The sequence below is a fragment of the Oenococcus kitaharae DSM 17330 genome (assembly GCF_000241055.1).
GTDB lineage: Bacteria > Bacillota > Bacilli > Lactobacillales > Lactobacillaceae > Oenococcus > Oenococcus kitaharae.
Window position 1 is genome coordinate 1,592,268 of sequence record NZ_CM001398.1, and the last position, 25,895, is coordinate 1,618,162.

At 43.5% G+C, this 25,895-nt stretch carries 26 protein-coding genes; 2 read left to right on the forward strand and 24 right to left on the reverse strand.

All coding sequences use genetic code 11. The annotated features are described in order from the left end of the window. Positions 1-69 precede the first annotated feature (69 nt). From OKIT_RS08025 to typA, 3 genes are all read right to left on the reverse strand, one after another. Positions 70-1,719 (reverse strand): type 2 periplasmic-binding domain-containing protein, encoded by a 1,650-nt coding sequence (locus tag OKIT_RS08025; protein ID WP_007746782.1) that lies wholly within the window; start codon positions 1,717-1,719, stop codon positions 70-72. A gap of 306 nt (positions 1,720-2,025) precedes the next feature. After that, the gene (locus OKIT_RS08030) at positions 2,026-3,069 is read right to left on the reverse strand and encodes a LacI family DNA-binding transcriptional regulator (RefSeq protein ID WP_007746783.1); all 1,044 of its coding nucleotides are present in this window, start codon (positions 3,067-3,069) and stop codon (positions 2,026-2,028) included. A gap of 161 nt (positions 3,070-3,230) precedes the next feature. Next, positions 3,231-5,066: a translational GTPase TypA gene (gene typA / locus OKIT_RS08035; protein ID WP_007746784.1), complete on the reverse strand. Its 1,836-nt coding sequence runs from the start codon at positions 5,064-5,066 to the stop codon at positions 3,231-3,233. A 108-nt stretch (positions 5,067-5,174) separates the two neighbouring features. Here typA and def point away from each other — a divergent pair, with 108 nt between their 5' ends. After that, complete coding sequence (gene def, locus OKIT_RS08040) at positions 5,175-5,732, forward strand: peptide deformylase (protein WP_007746785.1); 558 nt, start codon at positions 5,175-5,177, stop codon at positions 5,730-5,732. A 29-nt stretch (positions 5,733-5,761) separates the two neighbouring features. Here the strand turns inward: def and OKIT_RS08045 are convergent, their stop codons facing one another. The 9 genes from OKIT_RS08045 to OKIT_RS08085 form a co-directional block, all read right to left on the reverse strand. Further along, entirely contained in the window at positions 5,762-6,841 is a 1,080-nt protein-coding gene (locus OKIT_RS08045; RefSeq protein ID WP_007746787.1) for a C40 family peptidase, read from the reverse strand. Positions 6,842-7,075: 234 nt separating this feature from the next. Then, positions 7,076-7,261 (reverse strand): 2-hydroxymuconate tautomerase, encoded by a 186-nt coding sequence (locus tag OKIT_RS08050; protein WP_007746789.1) that lies wholly within the window; start codon positions 7,259-7,261, stop codon positions 7,076-7,078. Further along, a complete protein-coding gene (locus OKIT_RS08055; protein WP_007746791.1) occupies positions 7,242-8,168 on the reverse strand; it encodes a YitT family protein in 927 nt (308 codons plus the stop codon). The genes OKIT_RS08050 and OKIT_RS08055 overlap by 20 nt, the downstream gene beginning before the upstream one ends. Before the next feature lie 45 nt (positions 8,169-8,213). After that, entirely contained in the window at positions 8,214-8,600 is a 387-nt protein-coding gene (gene rplS / locus OKIT_RS08060) for a 50S ribosomal protein L19 (RefSeq protein ID WP_007746793.1), read from the reverse strand. A gap of 98 nt (positions 8,601-8,698) precedes the next feature. Next, positions 8,699-9,448, reverse strand: coding sequence for a tRNA (guanosine(37)-N1)-methyltransferase TrmD (gene trmD, locus OKIT_RS08065; RefSeq protein ID WP_007746794.1), 750 nt, complete (start codon positions 9,446-9,448; stop codon positions 8,699-8,701). Then, a complete protein-coding gene (rimM, locus tag OKIT_RS08070; RefSeq protein ID WP_007746796.1) occupies positions 9,438-9,941 on the reverse strand; it encodes a ribosome maturation factor RimM in 504 nt (167 codons plus the stop codon). The genes trmD and rimM overlap by 11 nt, the downstream gene beginning before the upstream one ends. Next, positions 9,910-10,443 carry a methylated-DNA--[protein]-cysteine S-methyltransferase gene (locus OKIT_RS08075; RefSeq protein WP_007746798.1) on the reverse strand — a complete coding sequence of 178 codons (534 nt, stop codon included), beginning with the start codon at positions 10,441-10,443 and terminating at the stop codon, positions 9,910-9,912. Before OKIT_RS08075 ends, rimM begins: the two co-directional genes overlap by 32 nt. Before the next feature lie 45 nt (positions 10,444-10,488). Next, positions 10,489-10,776, reverse strand: coding sequence for a 30S ribosomal protein S16 (rpsP, locus tag OKIT_RS08080; protein WP_007746800.1), 288 nt, complete (start codon positions 10,774-10,776; stop codon positions 10,489-10,491). Positions 10,777-10,857: 81 nt separating this feature from the next. After that, a complete protein-coding gene (locus tag OKIT_RS08085) occupies positions 10,858-11,718 on the reverse strand; it encodes a DUF3114 domain-containing protein (protein WP_007746801.1) in 861 nt (286 codons plus the stop codon). A gap of 31 nt (positions 11,719-11,749) precedes the next feature. On the opposite strand from OKIT_RS08085, the gene OKIT_RS08090 reads away from it, so the two are divergent. Further along, positions 11,750-12,373 (forward strand): prepilin peptidase, encoded by a 624-nt coding sequence (locus OKIT_RS08090; protein ID WP_277868705.1) that lies wholly within the window; start codon positions 11,750-11,752, stop codon positions 12,371-12,373. Here OKIT_RS08090 and OKIT_RS08095 read toward each other — a convergent pair. From OKIT_RS08095 to OKIT_RS08150, 12 genes are all read right to left on the reverse strand, one after another. Further along, positions 12,370-12,765, reverse strand: coding sequence for a DNA polymerase III subunit alpha (locus OKIT_RS08095; RefSeq protein WP_241778131.1), 396 nt, complete (start codon positions 12,763-12,765; stop codon positions 12,370-12,372). The genes OKIT_RS08090 and OKIT_RS08095 overlap by 4 nt on opposite strands. Beyond that, a complete protein-coding gene (locus OKIT_RS08100) occupies positions 12,743-14,038 on the reverse strand; it encodes a Y-family DNA polymerase (protein WP_007746809.1) in 1,296 nt (431 codons plus the stop codon). Before OKIT_RS08100 ends, OKIT_RS08095 begins: the two co-directional genes overlap by 23 nt. Positions 14,039-14,122: 84 nt before the next feature. Further along, positions 14,123-14,977: a helix-turn-helix domain-containing protein gene (locus tag OKIT_RS08105; protein ID WP_007746811.1), complete on the reverse strand. Its 855-nt coding sequence runs from the start codon at positions 14,975-14,977 to the stop codon at positions 14,123-14,125. A gap of 135 nt (positions 14,978-15,112) precedes the next feature. Beyond that, positions 15,113-16,303 (reverse strand): elongation factor Tu, encoded by a 1,191-nt coding sequence (gene tuf, locus OKIT_RS08110; RefSeq protein ID WP_007746813.1) that lies wholly within the window; start codon positions 16,301-16,303, stop codon positions 15,113-15,115. A 158-nt stretch (positions 16,304-16,461) separates the two neighbouring features. Continuing rightward, a complete protein-coding gene (locus tag OKIT_RS08115; RefSeq protein WP_028291684.1) occupies positions 16,462-17,124 on the reverse strand; it encodes a thiamine diphosphokinase in 663 nt (220 codons plus the stop codon). Next, positions 17,111-17,782, reverse strand: coding sequence for a ribulose-phosphate 3-epimerase (gene rpe, locus OKIT_RS08120; protein WP_007746817.1), 672 nt, complete (start codon positions 17,780-17,782; stop codon positions 17,111-17,113). Before rpe ends, OKIT_RS08115 begins: the two co-directional genes overlap by 14 nt. Positions 17,783-17,826: 44 nt before the next feature. Next, complete coding sequence (gene pknB / locus OKIT_RS08125; protein ID WP_007746819.1) at positions 17,827-19,773, reverse strand: Stk1 family PASTA domain-containing Ser/Thr kinase; 1,947 nt, start codon at positions 19,771-19,773, stop codon at positions 17,827-17,829. Then, a complete protein-coding gene (locus OKIT_RS08130; protein ID WP_007746823.1) occupies positions 19,773-20,516 on the reverse strand; it encodes a protein phosphatase 2C domain-containing protein in 744 nt (247 codons plus the stop codon). The genes pknB and OKIT_RS08130 overlap by 1 nt, the downstream gene beginning before the upstream one ends. A gap of 26 nt (positions 20,517-20,542) precedes the next feature. Beyond that, complete coding sequence (fmt, locus tag OKIT_RS08135; protein ID WP_007746825.1) at positions 20,543-21,493, reverse strand: methionyl-tRNA formyltransferase; 951 nt, start codon at positions 21,491-21,493, stop codon at positions 20,543-20,545. After that, positions 21,493-23,904, reverse strand: a complete 2,412-nt coding sequence (gene priA, locus OKIT_RS08140) for a primosomal protein N' (protein ID WP_007746826.1) — start codon at positions 23,902-23,904, stop codon at positions 21,493-21,495. Before priA ends, fmt begins: the two co-directional genes overlap by 1 nt. Continuing rightward, positions 23,901-25,241, reverse strand: a complete 1,341-nt coding sequence (locus OKIT_RS08145) for a bifunctional metallophosphatase/5'-nucleotidase (protein WP_007746827.1) — start codon at positions 25,239-25,241, stop codon at positions 23,901-23,903. The genes priA and OKIT_RS08145 overlap by 4 nt, the downstream gene beginning before the upstream one ends. A 2-nt stretch (positions 25,242-25,243) precedes the next feature. Next, complete coding sequence (locus tag OKIT_RS08150; protein ID WP_007746828.1) at positions 25,244-25,858, reverse strand: metallophosphoesterase; 615 nt, start codon at positions 25,856-25,858, stop codon at positions 25,244-25,246. Positions 25,859-25,895 lie beyond the last annotated feature (37 nt).

Genomic DNA, 25,895 nt, shown 5'->3' on the forward strand with positions numbered 1-25,895 from the left:
TTCAATCAACTTTTTAAAATATGGATGCAGTGTTTACCGCATCCATATCAAGATCTAGAATGTTTGATTCTATTTCACCGCTTGTGAAACTTCTTTTGTGATCTGAGTTCCACCTTGCTGGTGCCATTGCCGAACAAATGTGTTGAAATAACTAACAGGTTTTTGTCCAGTCACAATTTGCAAGAAGGCTTCATCTTCAAGTTTTTGAAGATTAGACCACTTGAGCTGCATGCTCTTAGTCTGCCCAAAATACAAGGAGTTCACATTCTTGACTTTGGTTGTGGCCATTAACTTAGCGCCTAGCATCCTAGACCAATAACTGCTTTTCGCATTCACAGGTGCATTTTTCGGATCCTTCAAATAAGTCTTGATGGCGTTGTACGAGGTTGTATCGTCCAAAGTCAGTGTTTTAGGATCTTTCTTGCCATCAACCGTTGCTTGCAAATGCTTATACATTTGTGCGGTAGCATTGTCGAAATTTACCAAAACATTAATTGGTTTTCCGCCATCATAACCACCCTGGACAAAGTCAACAATCGGCTTGTAGTTCTTGTCCTTACGAACAAGTCTGTCACTGAGAGCGCTTACAATTTTGGGAAGAATTTCTGGGTGCGCATAACCTTTTTTAACAACATAAAACTCTGAATCTGGATCTTGTGTATAGGCACTGATACTGCCATTACCAGTTTTGGAAATAATATATGGTTTCCAATCTGCTTTAGGATCTTTCTGTAAGGCACTATTGATTGGATAATCGCCAGACCACCAAGGGCCAAAGAATGCGCCGGCTTTGCCGCTGATAATCAGAGATTCAATACTGTCTCGTACAGCCATTTGTGGATCAATCAAACCCTTTTTGTACCAGCTGGCCAATTTTGCAAGTCCCTGCTTTGTTTGATTAGTTGTTGATCCATAAACAACTTTGCCATTCTGTTTAATCCATTGACGCGGATAAGAATTGTAAGTGGAGAAAAGACTATCAGCTACAAAAAGTCCACCATATTCACCACCGACTGATTTTGAAAGTGCTAGGCCAATCGTGTTGCCCTTGCCATTGTTACCAGGGTCTCTATCAACAAAGGCCTGCAAAACTTTCTGCAATTGCCCAATGGTTTTTGGTGCCTGAAGACCAAGCTTATCCAACCAGTCCTGGCGAATCCAAAGCATTGTTGGGACGTTAGCATTTTGTGTTGACGGCATCGCCATTAGTTTCCCATTAAAGGTCGCTTCTTTTAGTGCACGGCCATGATAGGAGTTATACATCGCTTTAATGTATGGAGTCGTACTACTCTTATAGACACTCGACAAATCCTGAATTTCATTGTTGGCAACCAATTCTCTTAAAGTGTTCAGGTCAACTGACATAATATCAGGTAAATCGCTGGAAGCAACGGCCATAGAAACTTTTTGATTATATGAATCACCGGTCTCGGCCTCAAACGTATCTTTATTTCGAATATTCAAAAGCTGTTTCAGATATTTTGTATAAGCATTATTTTCATAAGTTGACCCCTTTGGGAGTTTTGGAATTCCTGGAGTTGACTTGCCGATCGTATATGTAATCGTTTTTTTGTATTTACCAAACGGCTTCAATTCTTGTTTTGTCGCAGCTGCTGCGTTCAAATTGCCAATAGAAGGTCCTGGCAATTCTGCTAGGCCCACAGCACTGCTGGCCAGCATAATGCTCGCTGCAATACCCGCAATTAATTTTTTCTTCATAAATTGTTCCTCCTCACTTTTCTCTATCTGGGAAAAATGATCTTACCAATCTAAATCGATTCCTAAATCTGACTTTCATCCCTGGTGTTGACAGTAGGACCAATGATTTAGCCTCCAGCCAAATAACACTGGTCCAACAACCTTTCCCATCACCCTCTCTCATAACTTTGAGTTAGGTGTTACGTGACACCTAAACAACAAATATATCCTATCATAAAAGTAAAGCGCTTACAATATAAAAAAGATAATAAAAAAGCACCCTCAGGTGCATATAAGGCCACCTCTGCCATCACTTTGTAAAATTCGTCAGACGGTTTCAGGTATCTTCGCTGTGCTTCCCTGCACAATTAATTCTGTTTCCAATAAAATGTTAATTTTTTGACCAGCATGTTTGCTCTGAATTCTTTCCACTAGATAATCCACCGCAAGTACTGCCTTCTGATTCACATTTTGACCGATTGTCGTCAATTTTGGACGAATTTGTTCCGAAAAAATATTGTGATCAAAACCCGTGATCGAGAAATCTCTAGGGATCTGAATGCCATTATCATAAAAAACATTTATTGCATCTGCTGCTAGAAAATCCGAAGTGAAAACTAAAGCTGTATAATTCTTTAACTGATCTTGACTAATTTCTTTCAAAAAAGCATGCCGTTTTTCCGCGCGATAATCTAAGGCAAAAAAATCTTTCTGCTGAAAATTAATGCCTGCTTCAGATAAAGCCTGCTTATAGCCTAAGAAACGTTTTTCATCCACGCCAATTAAGTGGTCACCATCCGCAAAGAAAGCAATTTTGCGATGCCCCAGACTGATCAGGTATTTCGTGATATCATAGCCGCCTTGGAAATCCTGCAGTCCGACATTGATAAAGCCATCCTTCATAAAGGATTCGTCAACATAAGTGTCAATAAAAGCTAGAGGCCTTTGCTGCTGTTGGATGAATTTTTTGGCATCCTCTGGAAGCGACCCGAGAATAATCAACCCTTCAATGTCCCAAGCAGCCGCCAAACGGAGACTTTCTACAACACTTCCGGAAGTATAGAGCATCATAAAATAGCCTTGCTTGCGAATTTCTTCCTCAAGAAAACCAATAATTTGATCATAAAACGGATCAGAGACGATATTGACTTCAGCACGGCGATCGAAATTTAAAATGACAGCAATAATTTTTGAACCATGATGTCCTAACAAGCGACCACCCATATTAGAAATATAATTCGTGTCTTTTAGGGCTAAATTGATTTTTTTGTAATTTTCAGCTGAAACTTTCCCTTTGTGACCATGGATGACATTTGAAACCGTAGTGGGGCTTAAGTTAACAAGTTTAGCTATTTCCTTTATTGTTACCATCTATTTCATCGCTCCTGTTTCATTCAAAAATTCGTTTTCGAATATACAAAAAACAATAATGGATATTATCATTTTAGAAGAACAATGTTACAGAGTCGATACTAAAAAACCAAACAAAAACCTCGAAGATAACCAGTACCTTCAAGGTTCAAACTTACTTATTAGTTGCCCTTATGACGGCCCACTTTTTCACGCTCGTTAGTCTGCAGAATAATCTTGCGCAGACGCGTATGCTCAGGTGTCACTTCGACCAATTCATCGTCATTCAAGAATTCGATTGATTCTTCCAATGTCAGATGTGTTGGCGTCTTAATAATGGCTGTCTGATCCTTCGTCGAAGAACGAACGTTACTTTGTGCTTTCATTCGTGTGATATTAACTGAAATATCATTTTCACGTGAATTAGAGCCAACAATCATGCCTTCATAAACTTCTGTACCAGGATCAACAAAAACAGTTCCACGATCTTCAATCTGCATGATCGCATAAGTTGTCACAGTTCCTTGGCTGATAGCAACCAATGTACCGTTACGACGGCCTGGATTCCATCCTGTGATCACTGGTCGATAATCCAAGAAAGTATGGTTATAAATACCATAGCCGCGTGTTGAACTCAAAAATTCGTTAGAATAACCAATCAAGCCGCGAGATGGCGCAACGAAGTGTAGACGTGTCTGGCCATTACCTTGTGGTTCCATGTTCAGCATCTCGCCTTTTCTTTCAGATAAGGCTTGAATGATAGCACCGGAATACTCTTCTGGTGTGTCGATTTGAACATCTTCAAATGGCTCGCAGCGCTGACCATTAATTTCACGATAGATAACCTTTGGACGACCAGCTTGTAATTCATAGCCTTCACGACGCAGCGTTTCAATTAAAATCGACAAATGCAGTTCGCCTCGGCCAGAAACTGTCCAAATACCTGGCATGTCAGTATCGTCAACACGCAGTGAGACATCGGTATGAAGTTCCTGCTTAAGACGGTCTTCTAGCTGGCGGGCAGTGACAAACTTACCCTCTTTGCCTGCAAAAGGCGAATCGTTCGTACGGAATGTCATCTGCAGCGTTGGCGGGTCAATTCTCAATGGCGGCAAGGCTTCAGGATGATCAGCGGCTGAAACCGTCTCACCAACATTAATTTCTTCCATACCGGAAACAGCGATCAAATCCCCCGCTTCGGCTTGGTTGATATCAATACGCTTCAGTCCCAAAAAGCCCATCAAACGTGTGACACGGAAATTCTTCTGAGACCCGTCCAGCTTCATAACTGTGACGTTGTCGCCAACTTTGATCTTGCCACGAACAACACGGCCAATTCCAATACGGCCGACAAATTCGTTATAGTCCAGCATAGCCACTTGGAACTGCAAAGGTTCATCAGAATTATCAATCGGTGCCGGAATCGTCTTGAATACCGTATCAAAAATCGGCTTCATCGTATGTTCCTGCTTGCTGACAACTGGTGAAAAGCTGCTCGTGCCATTCATAGCTGATGCGTAAATAACTGGGAATTCCAGCATTGAATCATCTGCACCAAGTTCAATAAAGAGATCCAAAACCTCGTCAACAACTTCCAAAGGACGAGCACCAGGACGGTCAACTTTATTAATAATGACAATCGGGGTCAAATGTTGTTCAAATGCTTTTTTCAGCACAAAACGTGTCTGCGGCATCGTGCCTTCAAACGCATCCACGACCAAAAGCACCCCATCAACCATGGTCATGATTCGCTCAACTTCACCACCAAAGTCCGCATGTCCAGGTGTATCAACGATGTTAATCTGTTTATCGCCGACTTTGATTGCTGTCGTCTTTGACAAAATCGTAATGCCGCGTTCCTTTTCAATTGGATTTGTATCCATTGCACGGTCAGCAATCTGAGTATGAGAGTCAAAAGTATCCGACTGCTTCAGCATCTCGTTAACTAAGGTCGTCTTACCATGATCGACATGGGCAATAATCGCAATATTTCTAATATTTTCTCGTGTTTTTACCATTCGCAATCCTTTACAAACAAAAAGCCGCTTATGCAGCCACTGACATACTATGATACACGATAATTGGACGATTGGCTAGTCTGGTATACAATTGAAAATATGATATTAATGGAAGATATTGTACGTGATGGAAACCCAATATTACGCGCTCAGGCAGCGCCCGTGACATTTCCGCTAGATCCTCAAGTCAAGGAACTGGGGCACCGGATGCTCGAGTTTTTAGAGGTTTCCCAAGATAAAGAAGAAAATGAAAAATACCACCTCAGGCCAGGTGTCGGACTCGCCGGCCCGCAAGTCGATAAGTCCTTGCAAATGACCGCTCTGCTGATCCCGGCCTTAAATCCAGAAGAAGACCCGGCTCCTTACTTCAAAGGAATCGTCTTCAACCCGCAAATTACGCGAGAATCAGTGAAAAGAGCCGCTCTGGAAGCCGGAGAAGGTTGCCTATCCAAAGATGAGGATACACCTGGAATTGTGCTGAGAGCCGATAAAATTACCGTAGAATACGATGATGAAAGCGGCCAGCACCACTCCATCCGATTGAAAGATTATCCAGCAATTGTGTTCCAGCACGAGATCGATCATTTGCGCGGCATCATGTATTACGACCACATTAACAACTTGGATCCTTGGACAGTTGCCGAAGATGTTGTCTTGATAAAATAAAAAAGACCTGATGGTCTTTTTTTTAATACTTATTTGATAACCGTACCTGCAAAACTCGGCATGAAGTACCTTGAAATTGTCTGAACTTCGACGTTTCGGCCAGGAACCGGTGCAGCCACATATTGGTTATTCCCGATATAAATGGCGACATGGTAAGTAGCACCAGCATTTCCCCAGAATAATAAATCGCCAGGTTTAGCCGCTGACACAGCATGTTTAGACACATAGCCTTCTTGTGAAACAGTATATGGGGTCATCGAAATGCCGGCAGCATGCTGGAAAACATAAGAAACCAGACCGGAACAGTCAAAGCCTGCTGTTGTATGTCCACCCCAAACGTAAGGAATCCCTTGCCTTGACAGCTGCAAAGCCAGATTAATAATCGCTGTAACGCTGCCGCTTTGTGCAGAAACACCTAGTTTTGCAGGTGCAGCAGGCTTAACCGGCGCTGCACTTGCTGGTTTGCTGGCTGCAGCACTTGCTGCGGCTGCTGAAGAAGCATCGTAAGCACTTGCTGCGGCTGTCGCAGCTGCCTGACTAGCAGCAACTGATGAATTATAGGCACTTTGTGCAGATGATGCAGCAGCAGAACTAGCTGCCGCCGGTGCACTGCTGGCAGGTGCGGCCTGACTGTCTGCAGGCAGCTTAATCTGGAGCACTTGCCCTATTGTGATCAGGCTCTTGCCGCCATTTGACTGAAGCAGATCATTTACCTGAGCACCTGTATTCTGTGCAATCTGCCATAGAGAATCACCGGCTTTAACTGTATAACTGATGGTCTTGACAGATCCGCTGTTAGCTGCTGGTGCCGTTGCAACAGCGGCAGTGGATGATGATGCTGCCTGCTGAGCTGGTGTGGCAGCAGCCGAAGACGCCTGATCAGGAATGTCGAGCGTTTGGCCGGCAACAATCAAATTTGGATTGACAATATTATTGTGGCTGGCCAGTTCACTGACGCTTAAACCACTTTTTTGCGAGAGAGACCAGAGTGAATCACCGGCTTTAACCGTATACATTTTAGCCTGGGCAGCAACAACTGCTGTACCAGTGACGCTCAATGCCGAAATAGCTGTGAGCAATGCTTTGGATTTTAAAGAAGCTTTTTTCATTTTCTACCTCGTATGCTTCAAATTCTAGTCGCTTACGAGCGGTTTTGGGTTTCAGAGGTATTACAAAAAATTTCGTTTCCTTTTCAAACAAGTGTTTGGATTCAGTGGAAATTAATCGCGTTTTTTACGAACGTATGGTTGAAAAAAACTTTCTTGTAGCATGCAATTTTGATTTTTATTTAAAAAAAGTGCCTATCCGGCACGAACAAACACTTTTTGAATGTTACAGAATTGTTACATCTCCGATTTAAGAACACCGCCGACTGCGATATGGTCTTTACGGGATTCGCGTACGACAATGTTGACTGCATCAGCTGATGCATTGGCATCGTTGACCATCACTTCTGTAATGTCTTTAACAACCTTCTTAATCTGCTCAGCAGAGCGCCCTTCCAGCATATCAATTTGAATGTATGGCATCTTTGTCCACCTTTCTGTTTTTAATATCTGCCTGTCTGTCCGCATCCAGCCAAAGGCCGCTGACAGATATTGTACTAAGAATATCAATAAAAGCATGCGGATCGATGTCACGGACGATATTCTCCATATCATATAGCTCTACGCGGTTAATTACCATCATCAGTGTCGATGACTGATGATGCGAAAAAGCACCAACCGACGGCAGTATCGTAATACCGCGTACCAGCTCTTTTTGCAGCGTTTTCGTTAGTAAATCAGCTTTTTCAGTGACAATCAAGGCTGTGAGCTTGCGCTGGCCGGTATAAATAGCATCAATCACCTGCCCGCTGGCAAAAATTCCGATTAAGGTATACAAAGCGTTCGGCCAGCCGATAAACATCCCGGCAATCAGCACAATTGCCGCGTTAATCGTATTGCTGATCACACCGACTGAACGCCCCGTCTTCTTCTGGACAATCATAGCAATAATGTCCATGCCGCCAGTAGAAAAGCCAAAACGCATCGATAATCCCGTTGCCATACCGACTAAGACACCGGAAAATAATGACGCCAGCAAACTGTTTTTGGCAACGTCAATGACAGGCACATACAAAATCAGCAAAGACGTGAAAATAGAGTTGGCCGTGCTAAGAATCGTAAAACGCGATCCGACTAGTTTCCAGCCAACGACACCGATAACCAAACTGCTGACCAGCAAGAAAATTCCTGTATTAATCTGATAGGCAAATAAGTGGCGGCTGGCTAAAGACAGCAGCTGCGAAATACCATTAAAGCCGCCTGTAAAAATATGACTGGGCGTCAAAAACATATTCATCGCAATAACTTCTAAAAAAGCTGTAAACACGAGAATCAGCAGCTGCAAAAGCAGCTGAGGAATTTTATTTTGAATTCTTCTAATCTTTGTCATTAATTTTCCCGATAAAAAAAGAGCTCTTTTAAGCCCTTTCCAATATTACTTTGATGCAGTCTTCTTGGCGGTGCCCTTAAAATTAAGGTTTTCCTTAATACGAGCTGCCTTACCGCGAAGTGCCCGCAAATAATACAACTTAGCACGACGGACGTGACCGCGGCGAGTAACCTCGATCTTATCAACACGTGGTGAGTTTAGCGGGAAGGTACGTTCCACGCCAACACCGGAAGATACTTTTCTAACGGTATAGCTGGCTGTGATACCAAATCCCTTGCGCTTAACGACAACGCCTTCAAACAATTGGACACGTTCACGTTCGCCTTCGACAATACGGGCATAAACCTTAACATTGTCTCCAGGACGAAAGTCTGGAATGTCGGTACGCAACTGTGACTGCGTCAGCTTTTCTAATACTTGGTTCTGTTTCATTTTATACTCCCAACGAAAACATTGATATTCAATACCTTGGTACAACAGCGCAATGTTAGTAATTGGCAAAAAATAGCCAAGTTGTATTGTATCAGTTTTCACTGTTTAGAATCAAGGGATTCTTCATATTTAATATCATCAAGAAAATCGCGTTCTTCTTTAGTCAGCTGCCTATGTGCTAAGAGGTCTGGCCGCCGCAGATAAGTCCGCCGCAAAGATTCTTTTAGACGCCAACGCCGGATTTTCTCATGATCGCCGCTGATTAACACATCCGGTACTTTCATGCCCTGAAAATCGGCCGGTCGTGTATACTGTGGTTCCTCTAGTAAACCGTTTTGGAAACTATCATCTTCGGCCGAATCGGCATTGCCTAATACATCATCCAAAAAACGTACCGTGGCATCAATAATAACCATGGTTGGCAGTTCGCCGCCCGTCAGCACGTAGTCGCCGAGGCTGATTTCTTCGTCGACAAGCTGGCGGATACGATTGTCATAGCCTTCATAATGGCCGGAAATAAAGGTCAGATGCTCGTATTTGGATAAGCGTTGAGCTGTCTGATGATCGAAGCGTTTACCTGCTGGATCGACTAAAATCACATGTCCGCGGTCACCTTGATTATCAGCTTCAATGGCCGACATGGCTGAAAAAATCGGTTGCGGCGTCAACAGCATCCCCGCACCGCCGCCATAGACCAGATCATCAACGTGTTTCTGCTTATTTAACGTATAGTCACGAAAATTTGTGACTTTAAAATCGATAATCCCCTTTTCCAAGGCCTTGCCGATCATCGATTGGCGCAGCGGGTCGAACATTTCCGGAAACAAGCTCAGCACATCAATCTTCATCAAGGCCCTCCAGCAAGTCGATTGTAACCTGCCTGCCAGCCAGATCAACTTTTTTCACGACCTGATCAATGTAAGGAATAAGAATTTCCTTGCCGTTAGTCTTTTTAATCGTCCAAACATCGTTGGCACCAGTATGAAAACTGTCAACAATTTGGCCAATAACGCGGCCGTTTTCATCCACTGCCTGCAGGCCGAGAATCTGAGACACAAAAAATTCACCCGGCAGCGTCTTTGGCTGAGAGACTGATTCATCCACAAAAATATCCTGCCCTTTATACTGTTCGACTAAATTAATATCTTCGTAGCCGGCAAATGTCACAAGCCAAAATTGGTGGAATGGCCGGCTGGTCAAAATAGTTAATTCTTTATCAGACACAAATAATTTGGCCTTTTTAGCAAAACGCTGATCCGGAAAATCTGTGACCACGTCGATCTTCAATTCACCTTTGATGCCATGTGTGTTAATAATTTTTCCGACTCGCAGTTTGGCCAACTTGTCCCTCCAATTCCAATAACGCCCGTTTGATGATAACACCATCTCGGTACTGACCCAATTCACCGGATTGGCGGACAATCCGGTGGCAGGCAATCACGACTTCAACAGGATTTTTGCCAACCGCGCTCGCCACTGCCCGTACCGCTTTTGCTTTTCCAACCCTATCTGCTAGTTCACTATAGCTGATTCTGTGTGTAACCGTCTGCAAAACTTTCAGCACTTGTCGGCTGAAATCGCTCAAAGACAAAAAATGCCAATCAATCGATAAATCTATCTTGGTTTGGCGGCCAGCAAAGTAAGCTGAAAACTGCTGATCAGCTGCAGTATTTGATTGCAGTAATGGAACTCCGGCTTTATCAAAGCGTTTGTCAAAAGCGTCCAGAGCGTCGGCTTGAAAAGTCGTGAAAACCAACCCTTTATCAGTGTAAAAATAACTGAATGACCAGTCTTGAAAAGGCAGTGACGCGTAATAAATTTGTGGCTGGCCTTGCGTTTCCATCTCTATTAGATCATACAAAAAATCCCGCCGGAATGGCGGAATTTCTTACTTAGCGGCTTTTTTAGCCGCTAATTTGGCTTCGTGAACCTTCTTCATAAGACCAGCATTAGACAAGAAACTGCGAACAGTATCAGTCGGCTGCGCGCCTTTCATAAGCCAAGCGAAGATTTCATCTTCATTCAGCTTAATTTCAGCAGGTGTAACGATTGGGTTATAGTAGCCGACTTCTTCGATGAAACGGCCATCACGGCGAGCACGGGAATCAGCGACAACAACACGGTAGAAGGGACGCTTCTTGGTTCCCATTAAATGCAAACGGATTTTAACAGACATATTTTCTCCTAGTAATTGATTACTGAAATATCATAAACCATCCGAATAACCGTGTCAAGGTATATTACTTGACATGCAAATTCAGTTTTCATTAACACTGTGCATGAATTCCTTTGCCAGACGTGCACTTCTGGCTTTAATCGACGACCGCATTAAACGACCCCGTGAAAATTCCGTTAAACACGGTGCATGATACTCTTTCAAAAGTGCTAAACGAAACTCCGGATCGTAGTGCGACACAGGTTCGATATCTAAATTAAAATGCTGGCTATGCCAATGGTTCCAAGCAGTCGTTTGATTAGCATGATAATCATTGCCGTCAGCAAAATTAAAAGAAGCACCATTGACAATCTCTGCCGATTCTGAGGACAAAACAGTTAGGAAACAGTCATCTTCTGACAAAATGAATTCTACATGAAAGCCGATGAGGATTTTATAGTTGACCTTTTTTAGATAAAAACGCGTATGCCCGGCTAAATCTGTTCGCAATTCTTTTTCGTGCAAACGGGGGCTGCCAATAGACCAGCGCCCCTTAGCGGCTGGGGCGATCCTCAGATAATCGATGAGCTTTTGACGATCACTGGTTTGCCCTGGCAGACTGCGAACATAGCTGACTAACCAACTGTCGATCAAATACCTGAATTGATGCACGCGTTTGGCCAAATCTTTTTCTGCTGGGCTTAAATGCTGATCAAAAAGCCCCAAGGGAAATGCCTGCTGGACAAGCTGAGCAAACTGCTGCCAAAAAGGATCAGTTGGTGATAAACGTCTATCGAACAGTGCACTCAAAGAAGTCTGGCGGATGTCGCTCTCCTTTTGAAAAACACTAGCATCCAGCATTCGTCGTAAAACGATCTGAGCGTCCTGGCTTTTTTCAAATTGCCAATCTTGGATAAATTTTGGATCGCCGATTTTTATGAAATTCGATGTTTGTTTTGTCATAAATAAATGCTGAAAATCCGTAATAAGAAAGGTGCTGATACTTGTTTTTATTTTAGGTGCCTGTATGGCTTCTTTTATTATGTGCTTAGCGGATCGGCTTAATCGGCAGATCAGCCTAGGAGGTTTTTCTTTTTGCAATAACTGTCAGCATCGCTTAAGCTGGCTGATTTCAGCAGGACACTGTCGATATTGCCGCTGCAGTGTTCCGATACATTACCCTGCTTTCGAAGCTTGTTTTGGCATGTTATTCATCATATTTTCTGACCAGTTTGATTGGCTGGTTTTAATCTGCCTGCTCTTATTGTTAAGCTGCGAAGATTTATACGACCGTCGGGCTCATGCTGCTATTCTATATCCAGTCATTATTTTCGAATTAGTCTGCCATTGGCAATTAGAAACAGTAGCCTCGCTGCTAGCCATCACACTATTCTGCAGTTTTTTTATTTGTTATCGGCAGTCTATGGGCAGCGGTGATCTCCCGGTTCTGTTAATCCTTTACCTAATGGTAGAGCCGATTACTTTTGCGACCACAATTATGTTAGCCAGTCTATCGGCGATCGTCGGCTGCTGTGTGAAAAAAGTCCAAATACTGCCCTTGATTCCGTTTTTAAGTGCTGCTGTCATTGTTGTCAAACTATTTGTATATAACAATTAGTTAATGATACGGCAATTCCAGATATCTTCAAAAGCAATCACCTGTCCAGCAATCACAATACCATCGTCACCATATCCTTGAACAAATCCCACAATCGTCTGAGCCACATAGTGATCCTTGTTTTCCTCGGCCAGCTGCACGCTGACCTCTTTTTCGTTAGCAAAAGCGTTAAATAAATTAGCTGAAATCTTCTGGAAATCCATTTGTTTTTGTAAACGGCGTTTCTCGTTTGCTCGCCGGCTTTTATCTTTTTTTTCGATCACGCGCGTATGGTCGGATAAATAAAAACCACCCCATTTCATCATGCCGCGATCGCGATAATTGCGGATAAATTGGTCACGAACCCGAGGATCATAATTAGGATAAGCATCACTCATAACTGTTGCCGCCATTATGCCCGCCAACTAGTCCAGCCCGCTGAATAGCCGTAGCGCCTGGTAATGTCGATGATGCTTTGACTAGTTTCGTAAATCCGAATTTTAAACGCAGGGAGTCGACGGTTTTGTCTAAAATTCTCTCCTGCATTTGACGTTCCGGTGTTCTGAAAAAATCCAGCTGCTCGAAGTTATCTGGCAGCAGGTCGCCAAAATAAACCGAGATATTGCGGATTTGGTCGCCTTTCCAATTCGCTCGGAATAAATCAATCACAGCCTGATTAAGAACACGGCTTTCATTGGTCGGAATAATGCGCGTCTGTTTGGAAAAACCGCCATCTGTATATTCATTGCCGACCCAGACATGTACCAGCCTGGTCTGCATATGATGTTTGCGAATTCTTGCAGCTACCTGTTCGGAAATCTCTCTAAGCACGACTTCGATTTCCGAAGCTTTTGTATAATTTTTCGGCAAGACTTGCGAATTACCATACGATTTTTCTTTGGGACGTGTCTTATCAGAAATCACGGCTCGGTCAATGCCCCAAGATAATAAATACAGCTGGCCGCCAATCACGCCAAATTTGTTCGTCAGATCATAAGGATCGTGATGTGCTAAATCTGCCAAAGATTGAATACCGATTCTTTCCAACTTTTTAGCTGTCCGATCACCAATGCTCCAGACCTTATTTAATTGATTGATCGGCCATAGTTTATCCGGCACGGTCTCATAATGAATCTCCCCCACAAAAGTCGTGCTATGTTTGCCGTAAATATCCATCGCAATTTTGGCCTGAGTTAAATTATCGCCAATGCCGACTGTTGTATAAATGCCCGTCTTATCATGCACTTCTTTTTGAATGCGGCGGGCAACATGCATTGGCGTATCGCCGAACAAACGCCAGGACTGCGTCATATCCAAAAAACTTTCATCAATCGAGTAGATATGTAGGTCCCGATTATCGACATACTCTCGATAAATATCGTTAATTTGCGAATTAACATGGATATACAGATTCATACGTGGCGGCACCATCAACAGATTTCTAGCGTCTTTGGGCAGATCTCGCAAACGGCTGACATTAGACTTCAAGCCATATAACTTTTTAGCCATTGGACTCGTGGCTAAAATTAGGCCGCCTCCACCGACATTCGGCCCGGTCGACACGACGATAATAGCGGCGCGTAATGGATTTAAATGATGTTCTTTAGCCTCAACACTGGCGTAAAAAGATTTACTGTCAATCGCAAAAATAACGCGGCGTTCTTCATTGTTAAAATAATTAGACATCTCCTACTTAAAATGATACGAACATGTGTTCGTATGTCAAGGGATTAAAAAAAATCTCAATCATTTGTTCGTGGAAACAAACAATCAAGATTTTGATGACACGTTTTGCAGCATACGGCCCAATTTCGGGCTTGGCATAATTTCATAAAGACGCTGGGCGGCCATGATTGAGGTCGTTTTTTCTTTGTCCAACATCCGCTCTCCAGCAATTTCAGCATCAATGATCAATAACTCCCCTAAGTGCCAACTGGAATTTTCTGCCTTCAGTATTTTAAAGGCTCGTCTTAAATATTTTTGTGCAGTCTCAGGGTTCTGATTCATTAAAGCATGCTCTGCTAAAGCTTGATACATGCGCACATAACCATGTATGGCATTGCTGGGCAAATCATTATTTTTGTCATTGTGTGATAACAAAAATTCTTCAACATTTTGAAAGCAGACACTGGCTTTATAGAGATCATTTTTTTGCTGCCAAACCTGTGCCTTAATCGTATGAACTAAAGCATGGTATAAAGGGTCCTTATCTTTATCAGGAATTTGCATCAACTGGTCACACCAAAAAGAGGCATCTTCGATGCGGCCGCTGTGGAAGTAAGCTGAAGCTCTCAGATAAAGCAGGCGCTGCTTATCTTTGGGAAATACGATATCATTCTTATTAACATTTTCCAGGCCATCAAACACACGGCGATAGTGCTCATTGTCCAATTCTTTTTGCAAATTATTCAAAACCGAAGATGCTGGATTGATCGACATAACATCTTCAAGCGATAGATGGAGGCGGTTCATAATCTCCTCTAAAATCCTCATACAAGGCAGTGCACCAAAACATTCCAAAGAACTAATCGTCCCTTGGGATGCGATCCCGTCCGCAAGCTGCATCTGGCTGAGGTGCAGCTCTTTTCTCCTCTGCCTAAATATTTCTCCATTAACACTGACCATAAATTATTTTTTCCTAACGACAAACTTAATTTATATGATCGTAACAAGGATTAAAAATATAGTCAAGCGTTGAACAATAATTGAATAAGTTAATAAAAAAATCGCTTTGCATAAGCAAAACGATTTTCAAATTACTTAGTCATCAATTTCAGAAACAGTGCCGGCACCAACAGTGTGGCCACCTTCACGGATAGTGAACTTCAAACCTTTTTCAATTGCGACAGGCTTCATCAATTCAACAGTAAATGTTACATGATCGCCAGGCATAACCATTTCAACACCTTCAGGCAACTCAACGACACCAGTAACATCAGTCGTATGGAAGTAGAACTGAGGACGATAGTTAGTGAAGAATGGCGTATGACGGCCACCTTCTTCCTTGGTCAAGATATAAACTTCACCCTTGAACTTCTTGTGAGTCTGAATCGAACCAGGCTTTGCCAAAACTTGGCCACGTTCGATATCATCGCGGTTGATACCACGAAGCAAAGCACCGATGTTATCACCAGCTTCACCAAGATCCAAAGTCTTACGGAACATTTCAACACCCGTAACAACAGTGTTCTTAACTTGGTCTCTTAATCCAACGATTTCAACAGTATCGTTGATCTTAACAGTACCACGGTCGATACGGCCAGAAGCAACAGTACCACGACCAGTGATTGTGAAGACATCTTCGACAGGCATCAAGAATGGCTTATCGATATCACGAACTGGTGTTGGGATATATTCATCGATAACATCCATCAAGTGCAGAATAACTTTTTCCTGTTCAGGATCGCCTTGAAGAGCCTTCAAAGCAGAGCCACGGATAACAGGAATATCGTCACCAGGGAAATCATATTCAGACAAAAGTTCACGAACTTCCATCTCAACAAGATCGATTAATTCTGGGTCATCAACAAGGTCAGTCTTGTTCAAGAAGACAACGATGTAGTTAACACCAACTTGACGGGCAAGCAGAATGTGCTCACGAGTCTGTGGCATAGGACCATCAGTAGCAGCAACAACAAGGATAGCTCCATCCATTTGTGCAGCACCAGTGATCATATTTTTAACATAGTCAGCGTGGCCAGGCGCATCGATATGTGCATAGTGACGCTTTTCAGTTTCGTATTCAACGTGGGCAGTATTGATCGTGATTCCACGTTCACGCTCTTCAGGAGCGGCATCAATTGAGGCATAGTCTTGGGCTTGCGCAAGGCCCTTTTCAGACAATACCTTAGTGATAGCTGCAGTTAAAGTGGTTTTACCGTGATCGACATGACCGATAGTACCAATGTTAACATGCGGCTTAGTTCTTTCGTAATGTTCCTTTTCAGCCAATTTGGTTTCCTCCATTTTTTGTAGTTCATCTGATAAACGATGTAGGCTTAAAATTTTAAGCTTATACTTTATGGCAAATTGCACTAAAAGTAAAAAGCCTTAACTATTATACAAAAGTCAGCCTAAAAAACAAAATATCTTGTTTTTTTAAACTTTTGTTAACTATAGATTGCAATGACATCGCCAGCTGCAAAGCTAATTTTAACATCTTGGCCCTCAATAAACTCATTGGATGCAAAAACACAAGCTTTGTCTGACGAAAAATCATGCAGTTCATATTTGGCATCCGCAATTGAAAAGTGCTGAATGCCGTTCAACGCTGCAAAACCCAGATATTTCTTTCGGTAAAGATCAGAAATGACATAATCGCCAGCATGATAAAAAGCAACAATATTTCCGGCATCAAAGAGCCTAATCTTAGGCAGCAGCGATACATAACGCTCTTGAAAAATATTCAGCAGATTGTCCAATTCATGATCCAAGCGGCCGCCGGTCATTCCGAACAAATTAATTGTTTGATACTCACTGATATCAAAATGGCTTAGAACACGCTGCAAGGCCAATTCTGTATCAGTGAAATCTTTCTCCGGCTTTGCCTGCTGAAAATGATCAGTATCAACATGAGCCTTCACAAAAGCCAGCTGGTCAGCCGTTAGCGAGTCAAAATCGCCGATCGCAGTTAGAGAGGTCACCCCCTTTGTCAAAAGATAATAAGAACCAGCATCGACACCAATCCAATCTGCATCAGCAGTTAAGAAATCGGAAAAATCTGCCGGTAAAACCGCTGTGGGGCCGCCGGCCAATATGTTAATCGACTTCAAAATCGGTAGCCTCAATCAGCTTTTTCACTTTGGCTGCTGGATCTACTTTGTCATAAACATAGGAACCGGCAACAGCCACTGTCGTGCCGGCTTTGTATGCTTCAACAATCGTCTTGTCATTAACACCGCCATCAATCTCAATATCGAAATTCAAGCCGTGACTTTTCTTGTAATCACGCAACTGAGCCACTTTTTCAATTTCTTCAGGCAAGAATTTTTGTCCGCCAAAACCAGGATTGACGGTCATTACCAAAACCTGATCAACCATATATAAGACTGGTTCGATCAATGCGACTGGCGTACCCGGATTAATCACAACTTCAGCACGAGCACCAGCATTTTTGATCATTTGCAGTGCACGGTGAATATGCGGTGTCGCCTCAACATGAACACCGATAATATCAGCACCAGCCTCAGCAAAAGTATCAACGATCTTTTCTGGATGGTTCACCATTAGATGAACATCTAAAGTTAATTTGCTGCCGCTGGCCTTGATCTGTTTGACCCAATCAGGGCCATAAGAAATGCTTGGAACAAAGTCCCCGTCCATAATATCGATATGCAGGTATTTCGCGCCTGCATTTTCGACCAATTTGATCTGTTCTCCCAAATTTAAATAATCAGCTGCCAAGATTGATGGCGCAACAATAACACTCATTTTTTCTCCTTTTTAAAAACAAATAACAAATCCACTGAGCTGCCTTAATTTGACGAGCTGCTGGATGAACTGCTGGATGAACTGCTATCCGGTGTGCCGCTGGAATAGATTAGGTTAATCGTATCAGTTCCAGGAATCACTTGTGACCCTTGAGCGAATGACTGGCTAATTAATTTACCATTTTCAATCGTAGATGAACTTTGATAGTTGATCGAAATGGCGACCTTGTTGCGGCTTCCCCAGCTTTCAGCTTGATCACGCGTCATAGATGTGAAATCCGGTACGGTAATCTTGCTGATGCTACGGGCAACTTGCAGAACAACCACGGTCGTTGCAGAAATTTCAGTTCCTGCACTTGGATTTTGGCTGATCACATCGCCATTATTATAATCACTCGTCTGACTGTAGTTAATCTGAAGTTTGATACCATTTTGGGTCGCCCATGCTTGAGCACTGGACAAATTACTAAAGGTCGGTACTGTGATCTTGCGAGTTCCTCTAGAAACCGTGAAGCGGACAGTTGTACGATAGGGATCCACTTTTTTATCTGCCGCAATCGACTGCTTGATAATCTGGCCGTTAGGTACTGAATTTGAATAACTTTGCGTCCGGCGAACTTTGTAGCCCTGGTTTCTCAAAACGTTAGCAACAGTCGAATAGTCAGAACCTACATAATCACCAAAAGTTAATTTGCGAGCACCGTTTGACACAATCAAATCAATTTTGGTTCTTTTGGCAACATGTGTCCCGATATTCGGGTCGGTTTTAATAATCAATCCTTTTCTGATTGATCGGGAAGTTGTTCGGCTAATATTGCCTACTTCCAAATTATTGGATCTAATCAGGCGTTCAGCTGTATTCAGCGGCTGATTACGCGTATTGGGTACCTGAACCTCGCCCGGCCAAAACATCATAACAAGAATGACACCAAAACCAATGACCAAAAGACCAGCAAGAATCCATGGCCAAATACGATGCTTTTTCTTCTTCTTGCCGTTTAATTGTGACTGGTCTTCGCTTGCAGTTTCCTCGACGGATTGAGAAGGAGCCGTATTTGGTGAGGTTCTTTGGATACCGCTAGCCACTTGAGATTTCAGGTCTTCCAAGGGAATGACACGCGTCTGTGCCTGGTCATCAATAAATGGCGGGAGTTTAGCTTCTTTTGCACGACGGGGAGACAAACTGGTTCGCAGATCATTTGCCATATCCTCAGCTGTCAGGTAACGATTATCAGGGTTCTTAGCAGTTGCCCGCATAATGACATTCTCTAGAGCCTGCGGAATATTCGGGTCAAGCGCTTTGGCCGATGGCATCTGTTCAGAAGAATGCTTCATCGCAATCGAGACGGCCGTGTCCCCTTTATATGGAACCTGGCCAGTCAGCATCTCAAATAAAATCACGCCCAACGCATAAATATCGGATTTATTGGTCGCCATGCCGCCGCGAGTCTGTTCAGGACTTAGATAATGAACAGAGCCTAAAACAGCATTCGTCTGTGTCATGCCGAATTCACTGCGTGCTATTGCAATACCAAAATCGACAATTTTAATCGAACCGTCTTTGCCGATGAGAATGTTCTGCGGCTTGAGGTCTCGATGAACGATGCCATGGTTATGTGCCATCGACACAGCTGAAAGGACCTGCTCCATAATATTAATTACCTGAGCATAAGGAATAGGAAAATACTGGGCAATATAGGTCTTTAAGTCCATGCCGTCTACATATTCCATGGCCAGGTACTGCATGCCGTCATAAGAACCGGCTGCCAGCACTTTAACAATATTAGGGTGAACCAATCGTGCTGCCGCCTGTGCTTCTCTTTGAAAACGCCGCACAAAATCTGGATTGTCCTGTAAATCCAAACGCAGAACTTTAATCGCAACTTGCTGATTACTCTGTGTGTCGGTAGCAAGATAAACATTGGCCATGCCGCCTTCGCCAAGAGGACGGACAATCTGATATCTGTTTGCAAAAATTGAACCAGGGTTCATCACTTCTCCTCCGTAAATTGCGACATTAGCAGGACCGTAACGTTATCAAATCCGCTTTGCTCATTTGCCATACTGATTAATTGTGCCACCATTTCACTCAATGATTTATGCCTGGATTTGATGACATGCAGGATGTCCGCTTCTTCAACCTGCTTGGTCAGGCCATCCGTAGCGAGCATGATAATATCATTATTTTCAACATGGTGCTCGGCAAATGACATCTCGGTCTGGGCATTTAATCCGAAGTAACGGGTAATGCTTTGATGGTGAGGTATTTTGTCCACCTCTTCTTGCGAGACTTGGCCACGTTTTAGCAGCTCATTGCCAAAAGAATGGTCAAAAGAAAGCTGTTTTAGATTTTTGCCATCAAATACATAAGCCCGGGAGTCACCCAGATTGCCGACTAAGACCTCGGACTTAATTGCAATTGCCAACACCATGGTTGTGGCCATTTTTGACAAATCGTCAAAACGTTTGCCTGCTTCCAAAATCCGATGGTTCTCTTCCTTAGCTTTGCCGGAAATCCAATCCTGAGCTGTCTGAATGGACGAAATATCCGTCTGCTGCCAGCCGAAGCCAAAATTATTAACTACCATTTCTGCGGCAACGTCACCGCCTTTTTCACTGGTGACACCATCTGCGACGACAGCCAGCTTGTATTGGCTCTTATTCGTGAAAATCCCGACAAAGTCCTGGTTTTCTTTTTTTCGTGTTCCAATATCACTTAAATAGGCGATTTGCATAAGTTATCCGTAATGTTATCGTAACATTATATCTCATTTGTCTTGCTACCAACATTAAATGTTCTTCCCTGGCCATTTAAAAACGCAGCCACGGTCATCATTTTCTTGCCGGCCGGCTGCAAGTCTTCCAGCAAAACAGTCCTGCCATCAGCTGCTGTAATGCCGAACTGTTCCTTCGTTTTGATAGAAAGTTGTCCAACCTGTCCGATTTTATCGCCAACACGAGCCGACAGTAGCTTGATTCTCTGATTTTCCAGCTGAAAAAAAGCACCCGGGTGTGGTGAAAGCCCGCGAACCAGATTAACGACTTGGTCAGCGGATTGCTGATAAAAATTAATTCGCATCAGCTGCTGATCGATTTTAGGCGCCAAAGTGGCCAGTGAATCGTCTTGAGGCTGCCCTTTTGCTTCGCCTGTCGCTAATTTAGGCATGGTTTTTAATAATAAATTACGTCCCACAACAGCCATCTTGGCAAACAGGCTCCCAGCATCATCAGACGCTTCAATCGTGATCCGGTCAGTTGCGATCACATCCCCAGCATCCATTGCTTTAACCATATACATAATCGACACACCAGTCTCTTTATCGCCATTGATTAATGCCCAATTGATCGGAGCCGCACCACGATAACGTGGAAGCAAGCTGGCATGAACATTGATAGCAGCGATTTTGGCTGATTTCAATAATTTCGTCGGGATAAACTGCCCAAAGGCGGCCGTAACGAGAAAATCGGCCTGTAACGCAATCAGCTCGGCCATCTCTGGAGAACCTGACAACTTTTCCGGCTGAAAGACCGGTAATTCATGAGCCAAAGCCAGTTGTTTGGTCTGTGTCTGCAATTTGACCTTTTTTCGGCCTACAGGCCGATCAGGCTGGCTGACAACGGCAACAACATCAAATGCTGGATCGTCGATTAAACCTGCCAACACGCTCTTACTAAAATCTGAAGTTCCAAAAAAAATTACTGAATTAGCCATTAGATAAATGATACCGGATCTCGATCAATACTTAAATAAATATCATGCGGCAAACGCTCGGAAAATACTGATTGCAGGTCTCTCAAAGTCCCTTCTAAATTATCGTCCTTCTTGTATTTTAGGATAATTTGGAAATAGTAGCGATTACGTAATTTCGCAATGGCTTTTGGTGTCGGCCCCAGCATAATTGTCTGTTGTGCCAACCTACCCTTAATAAAATCGGCTACGGCATCGATTGCCTGGCTGGCCATAAATTGATCCGGCCCGTCCACGGCAATTTGCAGCGTATAGAAATAAGGAGAATAATCAGCCAAATGGCGTAAGGACATCTCCTTTCTATAGAAACCTTCATAATCCTGTTTGGCAGCATATTGTATTGCATAGTTATCAGGATTAAAAGTCTGGATGATAACATCACCTTTTTTCCCAGAGCGGCCAGACCGGCCGGCAACCTGAGTTAGCAGATCAAATGTCTTTTCGCCCGAACGATAATCAGGAAGATTCAAGCCGGTATCAGCATTGAGTACGCCGACTAAAGTCACTTCAGGAAAATCCAGTCCCTTGGCTACCATTTGCGTACCCAACAGCACATCGTATTTCTGCTGGCCAAAATCACGCAGAATCTTTTCCAGGCTGCCTTTTTTCCGAGTCGTATCCTGGTCCAGACGAGCGATCCGAACATTGGGAATCAAAGCCTGAAGTTTGGCTTCAATCTTTTCTGTCCCGCTGCCTACATAACGAATTTGAGAACTGCCGCAGACCGGACACTTTGTCGGAATTGCAGTCTCATAGCCGCAATAATGGCATTTTAAAGCATGGCTGTCCATGTGAAGCGTCAACGAGAGATTGCAGTTCGGGCAATGCGGTACGTAACCACAATTGCGGCACATCACAAAGGAGGAATAGCCACGGCGGTTTAACAGCAGAATTGTCTGTTCTTGGGCAGCAATCCGCTGTTTGACAGCATCAAGTAAATCTGGACTGAAGTCACTGTCCGCGTGTTCTTTTTGCCATACCTCGCGCATATCGACAATCGACACTGTTGGCAGCATCGCACCGCTGACAGCACGATGATCCATGCGTAATAGTGTAAACAGCCCCCGTTGGGCACGTGCTCGCGACTCCAAACTGGGCGTAGCCGAACCAAGCAAAGTCACAGCACCATGAAAACGAGCCCGCCACAAAGCGACATCACGTGCGTGATAACGAGGATTATCTTCTTGTTTGTAATTGCTTTCGTGCTCTTCATCAATAATAATCAAGCCGATATTATCTAATGGCGCAAAAATAGCAGAACGCGTCCCAATCACAATTTTAATTTGGCCCTGCCGTATCTCCTCCCATTGATCCAGGCGCTGCCCATCAGAAAGGCCTGAGTGAATCAAAGCCACTGCATCAGAAAAACGCGCTTTTACTCGGCGAATCATTTGCGGCGTCAAAGCAATTTCCGGTACCAAAAGAATGGCATTGCGTCCCTGAGCAATAGTCCGTTCAATTAACTGCAAATAGACTTCAGTCTTGCCTGAACCGGTAATCCCTTCTAGAAGAAAAGTCTCCTGCTTTTGGTTATCAATCGCTTGAGCCACTTGCTGGAAAACTTTTTCCTGATCCGGATTAAGAGCAATCGCCTGGCTTTTGGCGACTGAAATCGCGTGAACAGGGTTGCGCGTCACTGGCATCTGTTTGGCTGTCAGCCAGCCTTTTTTCTCAGCGGTCGTCAGACTAGCCGGTGAAATATCAAGGATTTCGGCCAGCTCTTTGGTCTGAAAATGATCGTCTGTATGCTGCTGCAAAAAAGCCAATATCTTTTTTTGCGCCTCGCGATGCCCTTTTTCATTGAGCAAATCGGTCAATTGCTGTTCACTTAGTGCATTTGACAGGACTTTGACTGTCTTGGCTCTATTTTTTTTAGCGATGGTCGTTGTCTGCACGACTTTGCCTTGGCTAATTAATTGATTTAATAGCTGCAACTGCCTGCTGTCATATTGTTCAGGCAGAAAATTAATTTCATCCTTATCTAAGAAGAACTGTTTTTTTATATCATCCGATAACTGGCCGACTATTTTCAATCCCTTTAGATATTTGGCTTTAAAAGCGTTAGGCAGCATAGCTTGGATGACTTGGATACGATAAGAGAAAACATAACGGGCCAGCCAATCCGAAAGTGCCAGCATTTCTTTGTTCAATAACGGTTTCTCATCGATAATTGACTGAACTTCCTTCAATTCAAAGTCGCTGTGGGATATATCCTGAACCGCAACCACAAAGCCCATCAAATCACGTTTGCCAAAAGGAACCCGAACACGATGCCCGAGCAGATCAAAATCAATTAAATCTTGCGGAATTAAATATGTAAAAGGCTGATTTGTCTGTTTTGTCGGCAAATCGACGATCACAGAAACAGTTTTCAATATATCTCCTTGAACGCATAATGAGCCCAGTAATAGTCGGCCATCAATTCGCGCAAAATACCATGAAAATCAAAGGATACCTCGGCTGATTGCAAGGAATGAAACCAAGGCAGAAAATAATAATGGTCCAAACTGGCAATTTCATAATGTGCATCAGGATCGACATCTGCTTTTTGAATGCCGAAAAATAGCATCTCGCCAAAGGTATCGCCGCGAAAGCCCGATCCATTTATATGCAGATTAAAAAGATGATCGCGCTGAGACTGGACCTCATCAAACAATTTTAACAGGACGCTGCCGTCAATGTCGATTTTCATCGGGTTGATCGTATGCGGCATATCGGTTAAGAGCGAAAAGGCATTCAAAGGCCCTTCAGCAAGATCCTCAAGGAACATACCAGTTGACAGCATCGCAATTTGAGTATGAAAATTAACCATTAAAGCCTCAGCGCAGTCATTTACCTGCTGCTTGCGGCTGCGTTCGGCCGGCAAAAATGCCATGGCTTGATCCGTCAATAACTCCCGCCCAGTGCGCTGCCAATTACTAATAAAGCTGCCTTCTGAAGCAACTTCCGGCAAATCTTCGAATTTAATCGTGTGTGCATCTTGTGCAACAATGGCGTGATTATCAATTTCCAGCGTGACCTCGCCAACATTTTCACCATATTTCCCCGCAGCGGCGAGTATAGACTGATTAACACGCTGGCCATGCGGCAACAAATGATGCGTATGGGCACCCAAAATGACAGAAAGCTCATTAAAATGATCAGCTAATGCCTGATCAGTTGGGAGCCCCAAATGCGAAAGCAGGATACGAATGTCTGATTGAGCAATCACCCGCTGCATCAGTGAAGGCAGCACATCAAGCGGCTGAACAGGCAGCCAATCGTTTAACGGATAAGTAGATTCATAGGCAGCTGTCAAGCCGAAGGCCGAAATACGTGTACCGGCCGGCGTGACAAAAATCCGATAAGCTTCTGCCCAGTCCGGTAATTGGCGATTATTCTCCAAAATATTATCCAGTAAAACGGCAAACTTGCGCTGTGAATACAGATCTTCCATACGATCATGCGGTAAGGCCAACCCTTCGTTATTGCCAATCGTCACAGCATCATAACCCGCATCATTTAATAAGTCAGTATTGGCCTTGCCCCAGCTAGCCTGAGTATTGGCATCGGACCGGTCGATAAAATCACCGATATCGAATGTCAACACAAAGTGGCCCTGCGCCTGCAAAAAAGCCCGTCGCGTTTTTAGCCAGTTGGCAATCCTAGGCCAATGTTCAATATGGCTATGCAAATCGTTTGTGTGCAGAATTGTAATGAATTCATGAGCCAAAATTATCGCCTTTTTGCAAAATCATCGGATTTCGCCTTGATCAAATATTCAATCTTCTCCATAGAAAGAGGCGCACCGAAGATTGGTTTCATTTCTTTGGGAAAATAATCAAAATCTGCCGAGTCGATGCCGACATTGATGTTTTCTTTAATATCAATCGAACTGTGATGAATGTGCCCGTGAAGATTGATACTATTTTTCGTGATACCGAAAATCAGAGGATAATGTGTCAAAAAGTATTGTCGATGGTCATATTTGAAGTAGGCGCCGACATCCTCGAAGGCAAATTTATCTGCACCATTTTCGGATTTAAAATTATGGCTATTCAGATACTTGAAGAAATCATGGCTGTCGTGGTTGCCTTTGACAAAAATCAGATTGCCATGCAGGTTTGTCAATAGATCCAGCATCTCCTCTTTGCTGCCTTGCCGATAGAAAACGCCGATATCGCCGCAATGATAAACCGTATCTTCCGGCTGAACAGTCTGATTCCAAGCGTCGACAATGGCATCATTCATTTCATTGACCGAAAGAAAGTGCTGCCGTTCAGGAGCAAAGTGGGGATGTCCCAATAGAGCAGTGTCAAAAAAATGTGTATCCGAGGTCACAAAGATCATAAACTAATCTTATCAATTTTCAGAAATATTCGAAATT